This is a genomic window from Fischerella major NIES-592, from assembly GCF_001904645.1.
GTDB lineage: Bacteria > Cyanobacteriota > Cyanobacteriia > Cyanobacteriales > Nostocaceae > Fischerella > Fischerella thermalis.
In genome coordinates this window covers 12,127-26,778 of sequence record NZ_MRCA01000016.1, presented here as the reverse complement: position 1 = coordinate 26,778, position 14,652 = coordinate 12,127, and the positions used below count along the sequence as shown (strand labels likewise).

The window sequence follows — 14,652 nt, the reverse complement described above, 5'->3', positions numbered from 1 at the left end:
GTAATAAAGTCAAAAGTTAGAAAGTTTTTCTTTTTACTTTTGGCTTTTTGCTTTTTGATTTGTTCTGTTGGATAGGAAGTTCAACGACAAACTTCGTACCTATAGTGACGTTAAAAATTTGTTTTTGAACATCTTCCGACGTCCCTGGTTCATTATCAGCGATCGCAATTTGGATCGAATTAGAATTAATCACTGAAGCCCGAATGTAAATCTGGCTGGGATTTACTTGTATTGGTGTCACAGTCCGCTGTTGATTATGCTCCTCGATCACGTCATATAGCATTCGCGAGGATCTTCTTGACATCCTCTCCCGCTAACAAGAGCAGTGTAGCGGGAGATTCCCAAGTCTCACGAATTGAGTTTCTGTTTCCTTCCATTGCTGGATTGTCGTTCCCATTACCAATTACCCATTACCCAATGCTAGTTGCGACTGGAAACATCTGCTGTACGTAAACGTCTGCTGACTAAGGCGCATCTATTAAGAAGTCAGTTCATTATGGAGATATTGGCTTACACTCAGTTATGTTGCGGAGTTTATCTTTGCAATTTCTGCCAGTGTTCTCCAAAAAAGGGATGAGATTTGGGTAAGATAAAGGAGCTATCTGAATCTGTATAGCAGATACGGAAAGCTTTTCATATCCAAGGGAGATATCTCGATGCTGACTTTAAAAATCGTTGTATATATTGTTGTTGCCTTCTTTATCACTCTGTTTGTGTTTGGATTTTTGTCAAACGATCCTGCTCGTAACCCTGGTCGTCGGGACTTCGAGTAAGATAGAGGGCAATTATCCATTACTGCTGCAAGGCAGAAAACACTAGACGCTCTTGAGGCGGCTTGCTGAAAGTTAAACAGAAAGTGAAAGTCGGAAGGTAAAAAGCTAAGTTAGTCCTTCCGGCTCTTAATTTTGGCTATTTGTTTGCTAGATTGTGCTGAAACATGCTTCATTCCGTTCTGCCGCCCGAACCACCTGCCATAGTTGAACCGTTATTAGCAGAAAATTTGCCAATTATCGCTGCAAGCGATCGCCAATTGCATTCAAGGGGAGAACAGGCGAAAGCAGAAACTTTACAGCAACAACCAGTTAATTCTTCACATCAGCCTGTACCTGATCAGTTATTTACAACCAAAACATCTACAATCTCTGCACCGGAAAGTTTTCCAGTCGAATTTTCGCCTCTAAACATTACTGAAAACAGTGCAGATTTACTAGGGGAACCCTTATCTATTGGTTACTCCCAACAAGAGCCACAGATTACTCAGGACACTAACAACAGTAGTCAAAAACGGCAAACTCAACAGCAAATTGTTCAGACAATCAAAAATAGTAAGAACCGATCTCCAAAAAAATCTCAGTTATTGGCTGAGCAACTAGTCCAGTCTAAACAGAATCATACCACTGCTAAAAATTCCCAGACTTCTAGCTCAGTGCCGCAACCAATCAAAATCAAATTCCGTACTGCCAATCAACAATCAACCACTAACAACCAACTATCAACTATAGAATTTAAAACTCGCAACCTCACTAGTCAAGCTCCACAACCAGCACCTACACCGACAACACCAGAAACAAGGAGAGTTGTAGAAGTAATAGCCGATACCCAAGAGTATGACGAACAGAGGCGGGTAGTCACAGCAGAAGGCAATGTTGTTGTGCGCTTTGATGGGGCGGTGGTGGACGCTGATCGCATTCAAGTTAGTTTAGACAATTTAATTGCTGTGGGTGAAGGAAATGTTGCCTTAACCAGAGGCGACCAAGTACTACGTGGGCAGCGATTCACTTATAATTTTGTTCAGGACACCGGAGAATTATTAGCTGGTCGTGGTGAGATTTTTATACCCACAGCCCAGGAAGATTTTGCATTTTTGCCCACCGACGTCACAGCAGGCGGGGTACCAGCACGTCCACCCAGCGATCGCATCAGAGCTAATCAACCGTTGACTGGGGTTAGTAGCCCAGGGGGAATTAACTTTGGTATTGGTGGTAGAACAAATGCCACAAATGTACCCAGCCCCGAACAGGGAGGACAGGTGCGGCGCGTCCGCTTTGAAGCTGCACGTATTAATTTTTATCCACGTGGCTGGCAAGCATCAGATGTCAGTCTCACCAATGACCCCTTTTCACCCCCAGAATTGGAATTGCGGGCAGATAAAGTCACATTGACACGAGAATCTCCTTTACAAGACCGTGTTCGTACTGAAAATCAGCGTCTAGTTTTTGACCAGGGTTTGAGTCTACCCATTCCCAGAAATGAGCAGGTAATTGACCGCAGAGAGCGAGATGCCACGCCTGGCTTAGTTTCCTTTGGGTTTGATGGTGATCAGCGTGGTGGTGTATTTGTAGAGCGCAGATTTGAACCAATCAATAGAGAAAATGTGAGTTTTAGTATTACGCCTCAGTTTCTCGCTCAAAAGGCTGTGCAGGAAGGCGTTAGTAACATTCCCTCACTATTTGGTTTAAGAACATCCCTTGATGCCACTTTGAGTCCAAAAACAACGGTTGAAGGTTCGGGGACACTAACTAGTTTTGACTTGACCGACATTGAAGATAATCTGAAGGCAAGTTTGCGGTTGCGTCAACAAGTCGGTGATAATCGCAACCCGCACAATGTGACATTGGAATATAGTTATCGCGATCGCCTCTACAATGGTAGTCTTGGTTATCAAACTGTTCAAAGTAGCTTTGGCGGTGTCGTTACTTCCCCCATCATCCCTCTGGGTAAAACAGGGTTAAACCTCAGCTACCAAGGAGGGGCTCAATATATCACCGCCAACACTGATCGCGAAGACTTGCTAGAACCAATCCGGGATAATAACCGTGTCTCCCTTGGTCGTCTCCAAGCCAGTGCAGCCTTGAATGGAGGCTTGTTACTATGGCAAAGTAAACCTCTACCACCCACTGCTACTGAGGGTTTACGATACACGCCTAACCCTGTAGTTCCTTACCTACGAGCATTTGGCGGCTTGACTGGCACTACTAGTTATTACACAAACGGGGATAATCAAACTACATTGATTGGCACAATTGGCTTAGAAGGGCAAATTGGTCATTTTTCTAAGTCTTTTCTAGACTACACTGCTTTTAATATTAGCTACTCTCAAGGTCTTGATAGTGGTGAGTCTCCCTTCTTATTTGACCGTGCTGTTGATACCAGAACCTTGAGCGCGGGGATTACACAACAAATTTATGGACCATTTACTTTTGGTGTTCAAACATCAGTTAATTTAGATACAGGAGAATACACCAGCACCGATTTCATTTTACAGTACAGTCGTCGCACCTACGGGATTACCCTGCGTTACAATCCAGAGCTAGAATTAGGTGGCATTAGCTTCCGCCTTAGCGACTTTAACTGGACTGGTGGCACTAATCCATTTTCTGAAGTTAGGCCTGTTGTGGGTGGTGTGTCTGAGTAATACCAATTTTGGATTTTAGATTTTGGATTTTAGATTGGAAGTCTTTCCTATGAGAATTTGCGAGCGTCATATCCCCGAATTTTTAAAAAAGTCGGGGAACTTGTAGCACATCAAAATTAGTGTGGCAAACTACTAGTAATCATCTGCTAATATCCGAAAAAACTCAATATCTATAAATAATTTGTATAAGAAAAAAGTGCTAAATAGATGTGTATTAATGCAATAGAAAAATTTTGATTGTAAAAATTAAAACTATAAAATTTCCATTGCTGCCAACAAGCCTAAATTTCTAAATTTCTTTGTGAGTAAAACAAAAATGCTAAAGAATAGCTAGTTGTGCAGGCTATAATTACAATAACAATCAAGTAAAAATACTGAATAAAAATACTTTTACAGATATATATTAGTAACAATAGCTTTAAATCCAGCTATTACGAACATGCAATAAAATTTTTAAAGATCCTCTCAAAGTTAGTTTCTTAAAAAAGCTTTTTTTTGTAAAAATTAATAGGGTTATCACCCTATCATGGGTATGTCAATTGCGTTTAGGTAAAGCTGATGCTCTTCGGCAAAGTTCTCCGGAATCGCTACAAAATCCTTAAAAAGTTGGGAAGCGGCGGATTTGGTGATACCTTTCTTGCTGAAGATATGGATTTGCCTGGCAATCCAAGGTGTGTTGTGAAACATCTACAAACTCGCAACCCAAATCCAGAAATCTTGCAGATTGCCAAGAGACTATTTAACCAAGAAGCAGAAGTTTTGTACCGTTTAGGCAAACATCATGAGCAAATTCCTGAACTTTTAGCCCATTTTGAAGAAAATGGGGAATTCTATTTGGTGCAGGAATTCATAGATGGACACGATTTAACTACGGAAATTATTCCTGGTAAACAGCTTAGTGAAACTCAAGTCTTAAAACTCCTAAAGGAAATACTAGAAGTTTTAGCAGTTGTCCATGAACATGGTGTGATCCACCGAGATATAAAATTGCAAAATATTATGCGTCGTCAAGACGGCAAAATTGTCCTGATTGACTTTGGTTCTGTCAAAGAAATTAAAAGCTTAGCGACTAACACAGAAGGAGAAGTAAACTCTACCATTGTCATCGGCACACCCGGCTACATCCCAAACGAACAAGCCAATGGTAAACCAAGACTTTCCAGCGACGTCTATGCAGTGGGAATGCTAGGAATTCAAGCTTTAACAGGTGTACAACCACGTAAGCTACCCACTGATCCGGCGGATGGAGAAGTAGTTTGGCGTAACCTGGTCAATATCAGCAATGAGTTAGCGAATATTTTAGCCAAAATGGTGCGCTGTAACTTCAAAGAGCGGTATCAAACGGCAGCAGAGGCATTGCAAGCACTTCAAGCACCAGCGTCGCCACCATCAACAATCCAACAAATACCCCCACCAAAAGCCAAAACAGCATATCGTTCATCATCTCGTGCATTGCGTACTCAAGGATTTCCAGCCTTGGGGTTATTTAGTTTGATTGGGGTTGGGTTTGGTCTAGCCATGCTTGGCAAAACTTTTCTGCCATTCAACTTACAGGAAAATCAACCAACCAAAACCACCAATCCAGCAGTAGAAAATACCAACAACCAGCCACAAGCTTCACCATCAGTACCAAAGAATAAACGTAGCAAAAACTTTTTTACTCCTCCACCAACAACAATTTCACCATCGATATTTACACCGCAGCGTGATTTTAATAAGCCTGCAACACCAGCACCATCTCCCTCTCCCACCAAGAATGACACAAAACCATCTCAACCTGTTGTGAAGGAAGAAATTAACTTATTTCCACCACCTCCAACAGAAAGGGAATTCCCACTACCTCCACCTGCAATAGAGGAGAAAATTCAACCATCTACACCGCCACCTCCACCTCCAACCGAAACTGAGTCCCAACTATCCCCACCTCTAACAGAGGAGGAAATTCAACCATCTACACCGCCACCGACAACTGAAACTGAGTCCCAACCATCTACACCACCGACAACAGAAAATGATGTTCCAGCACCCCCACCTCCAACACCCGCCACAGAAGAACCAAATCAACAAATGATGGTTGTACCCAGTACACCAGTGACTGAGGAACCAACTCAGCAGAATACAGTTGTACCCACTACACCCGCCATTGAGGAATCAAATCAGCAAATGATGGTTGTACCCACTACACCCACCACTGAGGAAGCAATTCAGCAGAATACATTTGTACCTAGTATACAAGTGACTGAACAGCCAACTCAGGAAATGATGGTTGTACCTGCTACACCCACAGCAGGAGGGTAAAAAAATCAAAATTAATTGGGTGGGTCAATCTTATTTACTACTGCTGACCATAGAATCATGGGTGAACCTACCGCTAAACAGAACAACCACTGCTGAAAACTCAATGGGGCTGTGGAAAATACATCATTGATCAACGGTACATGAGCAAAAATAATCTGCAAAGCGATCGCACCTACAATTCCAAAACCAATTGCTGGGATATCAACATTCTCTTGAATCGTACCATCCATTTTGGCAATCAAATTTGGTACTAATTGACTAATACTCAACAGGTAAAAAATTCGTCCAGCAATCAAAGAATTAATTGCCATTGTCCGGGCTAAATTAATATTGCCAGTCGTGTATTCAATATATTCAAATACACCAAAGATCACAATCCAGTTAAACAGAGAAATTGCTAAAATTCGCTTGAGTCGGCTAGCTGATAGCAACGGTTCATTAGGACTACGTGGTGGTTGCTTCATCACGTTTTGCGGCTTTGGTTCAAATGCCAATGGTACTGTCATGGTGATGGAATTCAGCATATTTAGCCAGAGAACTTGTAACGATAGAATTGGCAATTCTCTAGATAATAAAACACTGAATAAAATTGTCATTGATTCTCCACCATTCACTGGCAGAATAAAGTAAATCGCTTTCAACAGGTTTCTGTAAACTGCCCGTCCTTCTTCCACCGCCGCTTCAATCGAGGCAAAATTATCATCGGTAAGCACCATGTCTGCTGCTTCTTTGGCAACTTCTGTACCTGCGCCTCCCATTGCAATACCAATATCTGCTTTTTTCAGTGCGGGCGCATCGTTGACACCATCCCCTGTCATGGCAACAATTTCGCCTTTAGACTGCAACGCCTCTACCAAACGCAGCTTTTGTTCTGGTGCAACACGGGCAAATACCACACCCTCTTCTGCAACTTCTGCTAGTTCCTGTTGATCCATCTGGGCCAATTCTGCCCCTGTAAAGGCCAGAACTGATCCATTTTTATGAATTCCCATGCGTCTAGCTATGGCTTGGGCAGTCACCGCATGATCACCCGTAATCATTTTTACCTGAATACCCGCTTCTTGACAGGCTTGCACCGCTTTTGTGGCACTCTCGCGTGGCGGATCAATCATTCCCTGCAAACCCAAGAAAATCAAACCAGTGTCAATGTCTTCATGATCTACCGTCATTTGCTGATTGGACACTGGTTTTTTCGCGAACGCTAGCACCCGCAAACCCTGCCGTGCCATGATATTTACTTCTCGCTCAATGATTGTTTGGCGGAAAGTTTCTACACAGTCGATGGGATAGGTTTGTCCATCAATTTTCTGCAAGAGTGTACAACGTTTGAGAATTGCTTCTGCTGAACCTTTGACGTAAATAGTCTTACCCTGAGGAGTTTTATGTAAAGTCGCCATGTACTGATAGTCAGATTCAAAAGGAATGCCATCCAACCTTGGCATCTTTTTGGTAAAGTGAGACTGACTAAAACCCGCTTTCTCGGCAGATGCAATTAACGCCCCTTCGGTTGGATCACCAACTACTACCCACTTCCCATTTTTGTTTTCTATGTGAGAATCATTGCACAACAAACCAGCTAGAAGGCACTCTTGCAAACCTTTTTCAGTGTTCAAATTCACTAGTTTGTCATCTAGGAGAATTTCTCCCTCTGGGGCATAACCTACACCTGTGAGTGTATACTGGTGTCCGCCCGCATAGATTGCCTGTACCGTCATCTGGTTTTCTGTGAGAGTGCCGGTTTTATCAGAACAAACTACAGTTGCACTTCCCAAAGTTTCGACTGCTGGTAACTTACGGATAATTGCGTGCCGTCGCGCCATGCGAGAAACACCAATTGCTAGTGTTACAGTTACTACTGCTGGTAAACCTTCAGGAATGGCACTGACGATTAAAGTTACGGCTGCTTCCAGGGCATCTTGTAAGTTTTTATAACTAAGTCCTGCGACAAACGTCAATGTTGCCAGTCCTAATACCACCCGTAACCAATTGCGGCTGAATTTGTCAAATTTCCGAGTTAGGGGTGTGGAAAGATCGGTATGGCGTTCCATTAATTGCGAAATGCGACCTGTTTCAGTGGCGTTACCCGTAGCAACTACGATACCGATCGCTTGCCCAAAGGTGACAAAACCACCTGCATAAGCCATATTTTTACGTTCTGCTAGGGGAGTGTCAGTCTTTAAAGCTCGAGTATCTTTTTCTACTGCCACTGATTCACCAGTCAGTGCTGATTCATCTACTTGTAAATTTCGTACTTGTACAAGCCGTAAATCTGCTGGTACTTTATCACCAGAGGTAAGCAAAACTATGTCACCTGGTACTAATTCTTGTGATTGTATGCGTAATTTTTTACCATCGCGTATCACTGTAGTTTCAGTTGTGATCGCTTTTGCTAGTGCTGCGATCGCACCTTCAGCTTTTGATTCCTGTATAAATCCAATGATGGCGTTGGTAGTAGTGACACCCCAAATTACCCCCGCATTCACAAAACTACCAGAGATAGCTTTAACCAAACCCGCACATAGCAAAATGATCAGTAGGGGATCGTTAAATTGCAGCAAAAATTTCCACCACCAAGGTTTGCTTTTCTTGGCTGTGAGTTCGTTCGCACCAAATTCAGCTAAACGCTGTTTGATTTGTACACTATTCAAACCTGTTTCTAAATCAGTTTCTAAGTCAGCGATCGCTTCCGCTATTTCTAAAGAATGCCAAGTTTTGGGCTGCCCTTCTGCCAGTCCAAGTGCAGATATAGTTTGAACCATAATTTAATACTTTTTTAATTCGTGCTATTTATTATTTAACACGTTATTTTAGTGCTGAGCTTAGATAAACACTAATGTTTTTAGATAGCCACGATTATTTTTCTCAATACTTGATGTCTTGTATAAGCAATGGGTATGCTTTCCATAGAGGCCAGGCTTATATTTCTGAAGGCAAAAAACGCGTGAACTTGGAACTGTCTACCCCTCTAGAATTAATGGGACGTTCAACAGAATTTCAGCGTATAGTAGAAGTTCTGGCAAAAGATGGTGACTTGTTAATTGCAGGAGTACCAGGAAGTGGACGGCGTACTTTGGTACGGAGGGCAGCTTTAGCAGTGGGGGCCATTATCCTAGAGATAGACTGCATCCGCGCCACAGATGGAGAGAGATTTGTGCAGTTAATGGCGGAGGCGATCGCTCAAAATTTTGATGCAGTTAAAATTCAAGATTGGATTGCTAGCAGTGGCAAAGAATTTTTTCGCTTCCAGATTGAAGAGAACTCCTCAATCGCTACTGGCAAACTAATACCAATGCGTTCCCTCAATCCAAAACAGCTGTGGCAAGCATTTGAGCTTTTGCTGGAATTACCCCAAATTTTAGCTGAATCTCAAAATCAGCGAGTGGTGATCATATTGCAGAGTTTCCCTCATATACGCTCATGGGATCGTCACAGTTTATGGGAAGCTACATTCAGACGAGAAATTAATCACCAAACTCATGTCAATTATGTACTCATAGCAACTATTGCCGAGACAACTCACTACTGCGAAGAGAATAACTACCCACTGGAGACTGTACAGTTACCACCGTTAGCTAGAGATGTTGTAGCAGTATGGGCAAGGGAGATTTTACAAACAGTAGGACTAACATTTGATTCCCGTTCCAAAGCTATGCAACTATTTTTAGATGCTGTCCAAGGACACATCGGTGATGCAGTGGCTATAATTCGTCGTCTGCAAGCTTTACGTCGTCCTGATGGGTTAATTACTGAACAAGAAGTACAACAGGCGATTGAAGAACTACTTAAGGATTTATCTATCACCTTTGAGTCCTTACTAATGCTACTTCCAGGTAATCAAGTTCACCTTTTGGAATGTCTAGCAACAGATCCCACGGAAAAACCCCAAAGTAGAGAGTATATTCAAAAACATGGACTCTCTCGTGGCGGTAGCCTTCAGGGCGCACTCACTGGACTGCAACACAAAGGCTTGATTTACGGGGCTGAACAACGGTATCAAATGGCACTGCCTTTACTGGCTTTATGGTTACGTCAGCGTTTGGGCTAGGAACTGAAACAATAAGTTTGTAGACGTAGAGACGCGCCATGGCGCATCTCTACATTAGTTAATAAACTTTACCTTTAACAACTGCACCTTGGTATTGACGTACTAAAATACCATCTTCCATTTCGACGATGCGATCAGCAATGTCTAAAATCCGGTTATCGTGAGTTACCAACAAAATTGATGTTCCTTGTTCTTTAGCAAGACGCTGCATCAATTCCACAACATCGCGTCCTGATTGTTTGTCTAAGGCTGCTGTAGGTTCGTCTGCTAAGACTAATGCTGGATTATTGACCAAAGCACGAGCGATCGCTATTCTTTGTTTTTGTCCTCCAGATAAACTATCCGGATAGTAGTTAATTCTTTGTCCTAAACCAACTGCTCTCAGTATACTTTCGGCTTTAGCAATAGCTTCTTTTTGAGATATATTTTTGTTCAATTCCACCGCCATTTGTACGTTTTGTCTTGCGGTTAAGAATTCTAATAAATTATGGGCTTGAAAAATATAACCAATATTACGCCGAATATTGACTAATTTTGTTTGACTAGCTCGATATAATTCCTTACCTAAAAACTTCAAACTGCCTTCTTGCACAGACCGCAAACCACCAATTAAGCTTAGTAACGTTGTTTTACCTGACCCTGAAGGGCCAGTCATCAATACGATTTCTCCCGGATAAATTTCTAGATTAATATCAAATAGAATTTGCCTTCTCAGCGCACCTTTACCATAATAATGGTTGATATGTTGAATAGAAATTACAGGTTCTGGTTTCATAGTAAATAGTTAGTGGTTAGTGGTTAGTAGGTAGAGATGCGAGGAACATCGCGTCTGTACAATAGTGGTTAGTGGTTCGTTATTTCCAATTACCAATTACCCATTAAAAGATATCTGCTGGGTCGGCATATCGTAATTTTCTGACAGCGATCGCACCTGAAATAAAGCACATAATGATTGTTAAAATCAGTACTTGTATTGCTCGACCAGCACTCATATAAACTGGTAATAAAGTTGCTTGTCTAGCTTGTTGATAAAGAAATAAAGAAAAAGCCAATCCTGGTATATATCCTAAAATTGCCAAAATCAAAGCTTCTTGCAGAATCACAATTAGTAAGTATTCTTGTGCATAGCCAATTGCTTTGAGAGTGGCATATTCAACTAAGTGATCTGCTACTTCTGTATAAAGGATTTGATAAACAATCACAGTGCCAACAATAAAACCCATGATTGTTCCTAAAGTAAAAATAAAGCCGATCGCTGTACTACTTGCCCAAAAATTTCTCTCTTTATCAATATATTCTTGCTTCGTTAAAACTCTGACATCAGGTGGTAAATAATTCCTTAATTCTTTAGCGACAGCCTCTGCATTGGCACCCGGTTTGAGTTTAATTAAACCAATATCAATTAATCCTGGTTGTCGATTAAAAAATATTCGCAAAAAGTTTACATCGCTCGTAATTAAATTACCATCTGCACCAAAGGATGCTCCTAAGGTAAATAAACCTCCTACCTTGATTAACCTTCTTCTTACTTCTGCGGTAACTAATTTACCTTGTGCAAATTTAGCTGCAATTGGCCCATATTCTTGGCGTGATGATCTATCATATAAAACTACATCCGGTATTTTAATTTTATCTAAATTCTCTTCCAGTCCTTCGAGTTTTAATACGTTAGATTGGGGGTTAAAACCAATGACAAGTAAGTTACGGGGGATGCCTGTTATGGGATTTTTCCAGCTAGTATAGTCTAAATATATGGGATGTACTGATTGTACTGCTTGTAAATCTAAAGCTTTATATAAGCGTCTCTGGGAAATGGGCTTCATCGATAGTAAGGCACTAGATTGGGGATTAATTAAAACAATATCGCCCTGTAAGCTACTATGAAACCTCACGTTACTATAGTACAGAGAATCCCGAAATCCGAGTTGCATAAACATCAAAATATCGGCAAAAGCAATTCCTGCCAAAGCTACAGCTAGGCGCGTTTTTTCACGTTTTAATTGTAGCCAAGCAAGAGGTATTTTGCTGCCAAACATTATGTTTATCTCCAAGCATTTTATGTAAAAAATATTGAAATAAATTTCAAAGTCACTAACTAATCTATGATTTTAATTTCATAATTCATAATTTTAAAGATTGATGCCCACAACTACCTTGGCATAAGTTAAACCTGCCACTTTAGCGCTATCTTCAGCAGATAAAGCTATTTTGACTTCCACAACTCTTGCATCTACATCTGCGGCGGGATCTGTATTGAGTACATCTTTCTTACCAACTTTTCTACCAATCTCAGTAACTGTTCCTTTTAATTCCCCACTAAAAGCTCCATTTTCACTACTAATTGTTGCTTCTTGACCAAGACGAACTCTACCGATTGTGTCTTCAGAAACTTCAGCAACAACCACCATCTGATCAGTTTTGCCGATCTCAGCAATACCATCTACGCCCACTGTTTCCCCAGCCTGAGTATGAACTTTTAAAATTTCTCCGGCTAGCGGTGCTTCAACATAGCTTAAGCGTAGTTGTGCTTCTGCTTTTCTGAGATTAGCGATCGCATTTACATATTGAGCTTGTACTATTTGCAAATTAGTAGGACGAGTATCTAAAAGTCTTTGCAGTTTAGCTCTTTCTTCATCAATTTGCTGTTGCAAAATAGCTATAGTTTTGTCTCGGTTTACTTTCGCTTCTGCAATTTGTTGTTGTAAAGTTGCAATGGTTTGTCTACGTGTGGCTTGGATTTCAGCTAATTGTTCAGTAGCTGTGACTGCACTCAAGTGCCTGTTGTCACGTTCTTGCTGAGAAATTGCGCCTTCTGTGTATAACATCTCATAACGTTGAGCATCAACTTGAGCATTACGTTGTTGAGCTTGAATACGGGCTATACTTGCTCCATAGACATCCCTTTGTCCCCTTAATTCCGCTTCTATACGGTTGATCAAGGCTCGTTGAGCGATGCTTTCACCACGCAACTGAGCGTTTAAGCGAGCTATCACTGCTCTTTGAGCTTCAATGTCTTTTGGTAAAGTTGCTCGAATTTGTTCCAAATTAGCACGGGCTTCTTGGACTCTAGCTCTGGCTTCTTCCAATAGAGCTTTGTTATTGCTAAAGCTATCCAAAATAGCTATTACTTGACCTTTTCTAACACGTTCTCCTTCTTTGACAAAAAGTTGTTCAACTCGCGAAGTCCCCTGTATTCCTGTGGGAGCAGAAAGTTTTACTACATCTCCTCGCGGTTCTATGCGTCCCACAGCATGAACAGTAGTGACTATTGGTGCGCTGGCTACAGGTTCCGTCTGTTTCAACTGATCCATTTTGGCCATCGTCAGCAACCCCGCCGCAACTGTGACTGGTAGAGCGATCGCGATCGCCCACCAAAGCTGAGGTTGTTCTCTAAATGCTGATTCCTCTGTCATCCGCGTCATAGTGTATTACCCTTCTATTTAAATTCTGCTAATACTAAAGGAAGTAAAAAGTAGCGAAAGAAGCATAGTCTTATAAATTAGAAATAGATTTTTGGAAACAGCAAAATATCACCAATAAATCATAGAAATTTAAAGCTGTTCTTTATATAATTTTTTATTTTTCCAAGCAACTCTAAAAACCCCCTCAATACCTCCGTTTACTAAGGGAAGATTTACTTCCCTCCTCATTTACGGGGAGAGTTAGGGTGGGGTAAAAATATTTGTGCAAGAGGTCTATTGAACAGCAAAATTTTTCACAATATTGCTTCTAGAGACAAAGCATTCTGATGATTTATCTTGAGTTAAATTAAACTCCTTACATCTTTCACTCAGGTAATAATCTGTTTTTTTCTTTAGAAGAGGTATAAATAACCTGACACTAACTATCAATCACAAACCACTTATTTAATCGACAGTTAGAGCAATAATTAGCGAAACTCAAAATCTAAAATTGTTACTACTAGATACACCTGGTTATTTGAAGAGATGGAGTAGATTTTCAAGGCGTGATTACAGTTATTTTACTCCAATTTTAGTTTCTTTGAATTAATTCTACATTAATAAGTTTTGGTGAAACGTAACAAAACTAACAGATGTTAGATAATTGGTAATGGATAATTAGTAATTGGAAAATATCAATTACCAACAACCAGCTACCAACCACCAACAAAGAAATAATTAATTTGACAGGTCAAATAAAACAGTACTCATATAATTATCTGCCCATTCTGAACCAAAAGCTTTTTCAAGTACACGACGGGTTTTGTCATTTTGTTGTTGTTTGGTGCAATAGTTATGTTGTCCAGCAATAATTTGCGTCACTTTGTCGGGTGAAATTGGGTTAGAGGCGATCGCATTTTGACAGTGAATATCTAAAAAAGCCTCCACACGTTTGAGAAACATTGTTTCTTCTTCAGTAGAACTCGGACGTACAAATAAACAAAACTCAGAAAAAATATCTCCCCACTCTGGTAATTCACGGGGTTGGGAAAAATCCGCTACTGGTAGCGCCAATAATGCAGAGGTATAAGATTCACTCAAAGAGTGGTCAGAGTTAACAGGTGAAAGATCAGCGATCGCTGCACTAATTTGACCCCTACCACCAACCAAGTCACAACCAAACATTGGTAAGTCATATTCCGGTCGAGGAAACATTACGCAGTGCAGAATATCCAGCATGTTTCCCACTTTTGCCAATTCTAGATGCATTTTGCGGAATTGAGGCGTTTGATAACAGCGATTTTCAATGATCAATTTTTCGCCCTCTAGTCTACCTTCTACATATCCCAATTCCGCAGGCAAATTGTAGGGCGAAAGGTCTAGGTGTTTATGCCAAGCTGCTTCAATGCTATCAGCCAGTTGACGAATGAGGGGATGTTGTTGTTCGCGTAGTGAGGGAATAGAAGTAGTTGACATTTTTAAACCCAGGAATT

The 14,652-nt window shown here is 41.0% G+C and carries 10 protein-coding genes; 4 read left to right on the top strand and 6 right to left on the bottom strand.

Features of this window, described 5'->3' with window-relative positions:
- Positions 1 to 16 precede the first annotated feature (16 nt).
- Positions 17 to 283 carry a phosphatase gene (locus tag NIES592_RS20710; RefSeq protein ID WP_073556763.1) on the bottom strand — a complete coding sequence of 89 codons (267 nt, stop codon included), beginning with the start codon at positions 281 to 283 and terminating at the stop codon, positions 17 to 19.
- 373 nt (positions 284 to 656) lie between these two features.
- Between NIES592_RS20710 and NIES592_RS20705 the strand changes: the two genes are divergently transcribed.
- The 3 genes from NIES592_RS20705 to NIES592_RS20695 all read left to right on the top strand — a co-directional run bounded on the left by NIES592_RS20705 (position 657) and on the right by NIES592_RS20695 (position 5,713).
- Complete coding sequence (locus tag NIES592_RS20705; protein WP_009458972.1) at positions 657 to 773, top strand: photosystem II reaction center protein I; 117 nt, start codon at positions 657 to 659, stop codon at positions 771 to 773.
- Between the two features lie 164 nt (positions 774 to 937).
- Positions 938 to 3,415: a DUF3769 domain-containing protein gene (locus NIES592_RS20700; RefSeq protein ID WP_073556762.1), complete on the top strand. Its 2,478-nt coding sequence runs from the start codon at positions 938 to 940 to the stop codon at positions 3,413 to 3,415.
- A gap of 558 nt (positions 3,416 to 3,973) precedes the next feature.
- Positions 3,974 to 5,713, top strand: a complete 1,740-nt coding sequence (locus NIES592_RS20695; protein WP_073556761.1) for a serine/threonine-protein kinase — start codon at positions 3,974 to 3,976, stop codon at positions 5,711 to 5,713.
- Between the two features lie 11 nt (positions 5,714 to 5,724).
- Here the strand turns inward: NIES592_RS20695 and NIES592_RS20690 are convergent, their stop codons facing one another.
- Positions 5,725 to 8,472 carry a cation-translocating P-type ATPase gene (locus tag NIES592_RS20690; RefSeq protein WP_073556760.1) on the bottom strand — a complete coding sequence of 916 codons (2,748 nt, stop codon included), beginning with the start codon at positions 8,470 to 8,472 and terminating at the stop codon, positions 5,725 to 5,727.
- A 182-nt stretch (positions 8,473 to 8,654) separates the two neighbouring features.
- Between NIES592_RS20690 and NIES592_RS20685 the strand changes: the two genes are divergently transcribed.
- Positions 8,655 to 9,758, top strand: a complete 1,104-nt coding sequence (locus NIES592_RS20685; protein ID WP_073556793.1) for an ATP-binding protein — start codon at positions 8,655 to 8,657, stop codon at positions 9,756 to 9,758.
- Between the two features lie 58 nt (positions 9,759 to 9,816).
- Here the strand turns inward: NIES592_RS20685 and NIES592_RS20680 are convergent, their stop codons facing one another.
- The 4 genes from NIES592_RS20680 to NIES592_RS20665 form a co-directional block, all read right to left on the bottom strand.
- The gene (locus tag NIES592_RS20680; RefSeq protein ID WP_009458967.1) at positions 9,817 to 10,533 is read right to left on the bottom strand and encodes a DevA family ABC transporter ATP-binding protein; all 717 of its coding nucleotides are present in this window, start codon (positions 10,531 to 10,533) and stop codon (positions 9,817 to 9,819) included.
- A gap of 103 nt (positions 10,534 to 10,636) precedes the next feature.
- On the bottom strand, positions 10,637 to 11,794 hold the full coding sequence (devC, locus tag NIES592_RS20675) for an ABC transporter permease DevC (protein ID WP_009458966.1): 1,158 nt from the start codon (positions 11,792 to 11,794) through the stop codon (positions 10,637 to 10,639).
- A 93-nt stretch (positions 11,795 to 11,887) separates the two neighbouring features.
- Entirely contained in the window at positions 11,888 to 13,180 is a 1,293-nt protein-coding gene (locus NIES592_RS20670) for an HlyD family efflux transporter periplasmic adaptor subunit (RefSeq protein WP_073556759.1), read from the bottom strand.
- A gap of 717 nt (positions 13,181 to 13,897) precedes the next feature.
- The gene (locus tag NIES592_RS20665) at positions 13,898 to 14,635 is read right to left on the bottom strand and encodes a phycocyanobilin:ferredoxin oxidoreductase (RefSeq protein WP_062245683.1); all 738 of its coding nucleotides are present in this window, start codon (positions 14,633 to 14,635) and stop codon (positions 13,898 to 13,900) included.
- Between the last annotated feature and the right edge of the window lie 17 nt (positions 14,636 to 14,652).

What these genes read in the sequence shown, in the direction of transcription:
- NIES592_RS20710 (WP_073556763.1), bottom strand. Translation starts at nt 283, where the DNA reads ATGCTATATGACGTGATCGAGGAGCATAATCAACAGCGGACTGTGACA.
- NIES592_RS20705 (WP_009458972.1), top strand. Translation starts at nt 657, where the DNA reads ATGCTGACTTTAAAAATCGTTGTATATATTGTTGTTGCCTTCTTTATC.
- NIES592_RS20700 (WP_073556762.1), top strand. Translation starts at nt 938, where the DNA reads ATGCTTCATTCCGTTCTGCCGCCCGAACCACCTGCCATAGTTGAACCG.
- NIES592_RS20695 (WP_073556761.1), top strand. Translation starts at nt 3,974, where the DNA reads ATGCTCTTCGGCAAAGTTCTCCGGAATCGCTACAAAATCCTTAAAAAG.
- NIES592_RS20690 (WP_073556760.1), bottom strand. Translation starts at nt 8,472, where the DNA reads ATGGTTCAAACTATATCTGCACTTGGACTGGCAGAAGGGCAGCCCAAA.
- NIES592_RS20680 (WP_009458967.1), bottom strand. Translation starts at nt 10,533, where the DNA reads ATGAAACCAGAACCTGTAATTTCTATTCAACATATCAACCATTATTAT.
- devC (WP_009458966.1), bottom strand. Translation starts at nt 11,794, where the DNA reads ATGTTTGGCAGCAAAATACCTCTTGCTTGGCTACAATTAAAACGTGAA.
- NIES592_RS20670 (WP_073556759.1), bottom strand. Translation starts at nt 13,180, where the DNA reads ATGACGCGGATGACAGAGGAATCAGCATTTAGAGAACAACCTCAGCTT.
- NIES592_RS20665 (WP_062245683.1), bottom strand. Translation starts at nt 14,635, where the DNA reads ATGTCAACTACTTCTATTCCCTCACTACGCGAACAACAACATCCCCTC.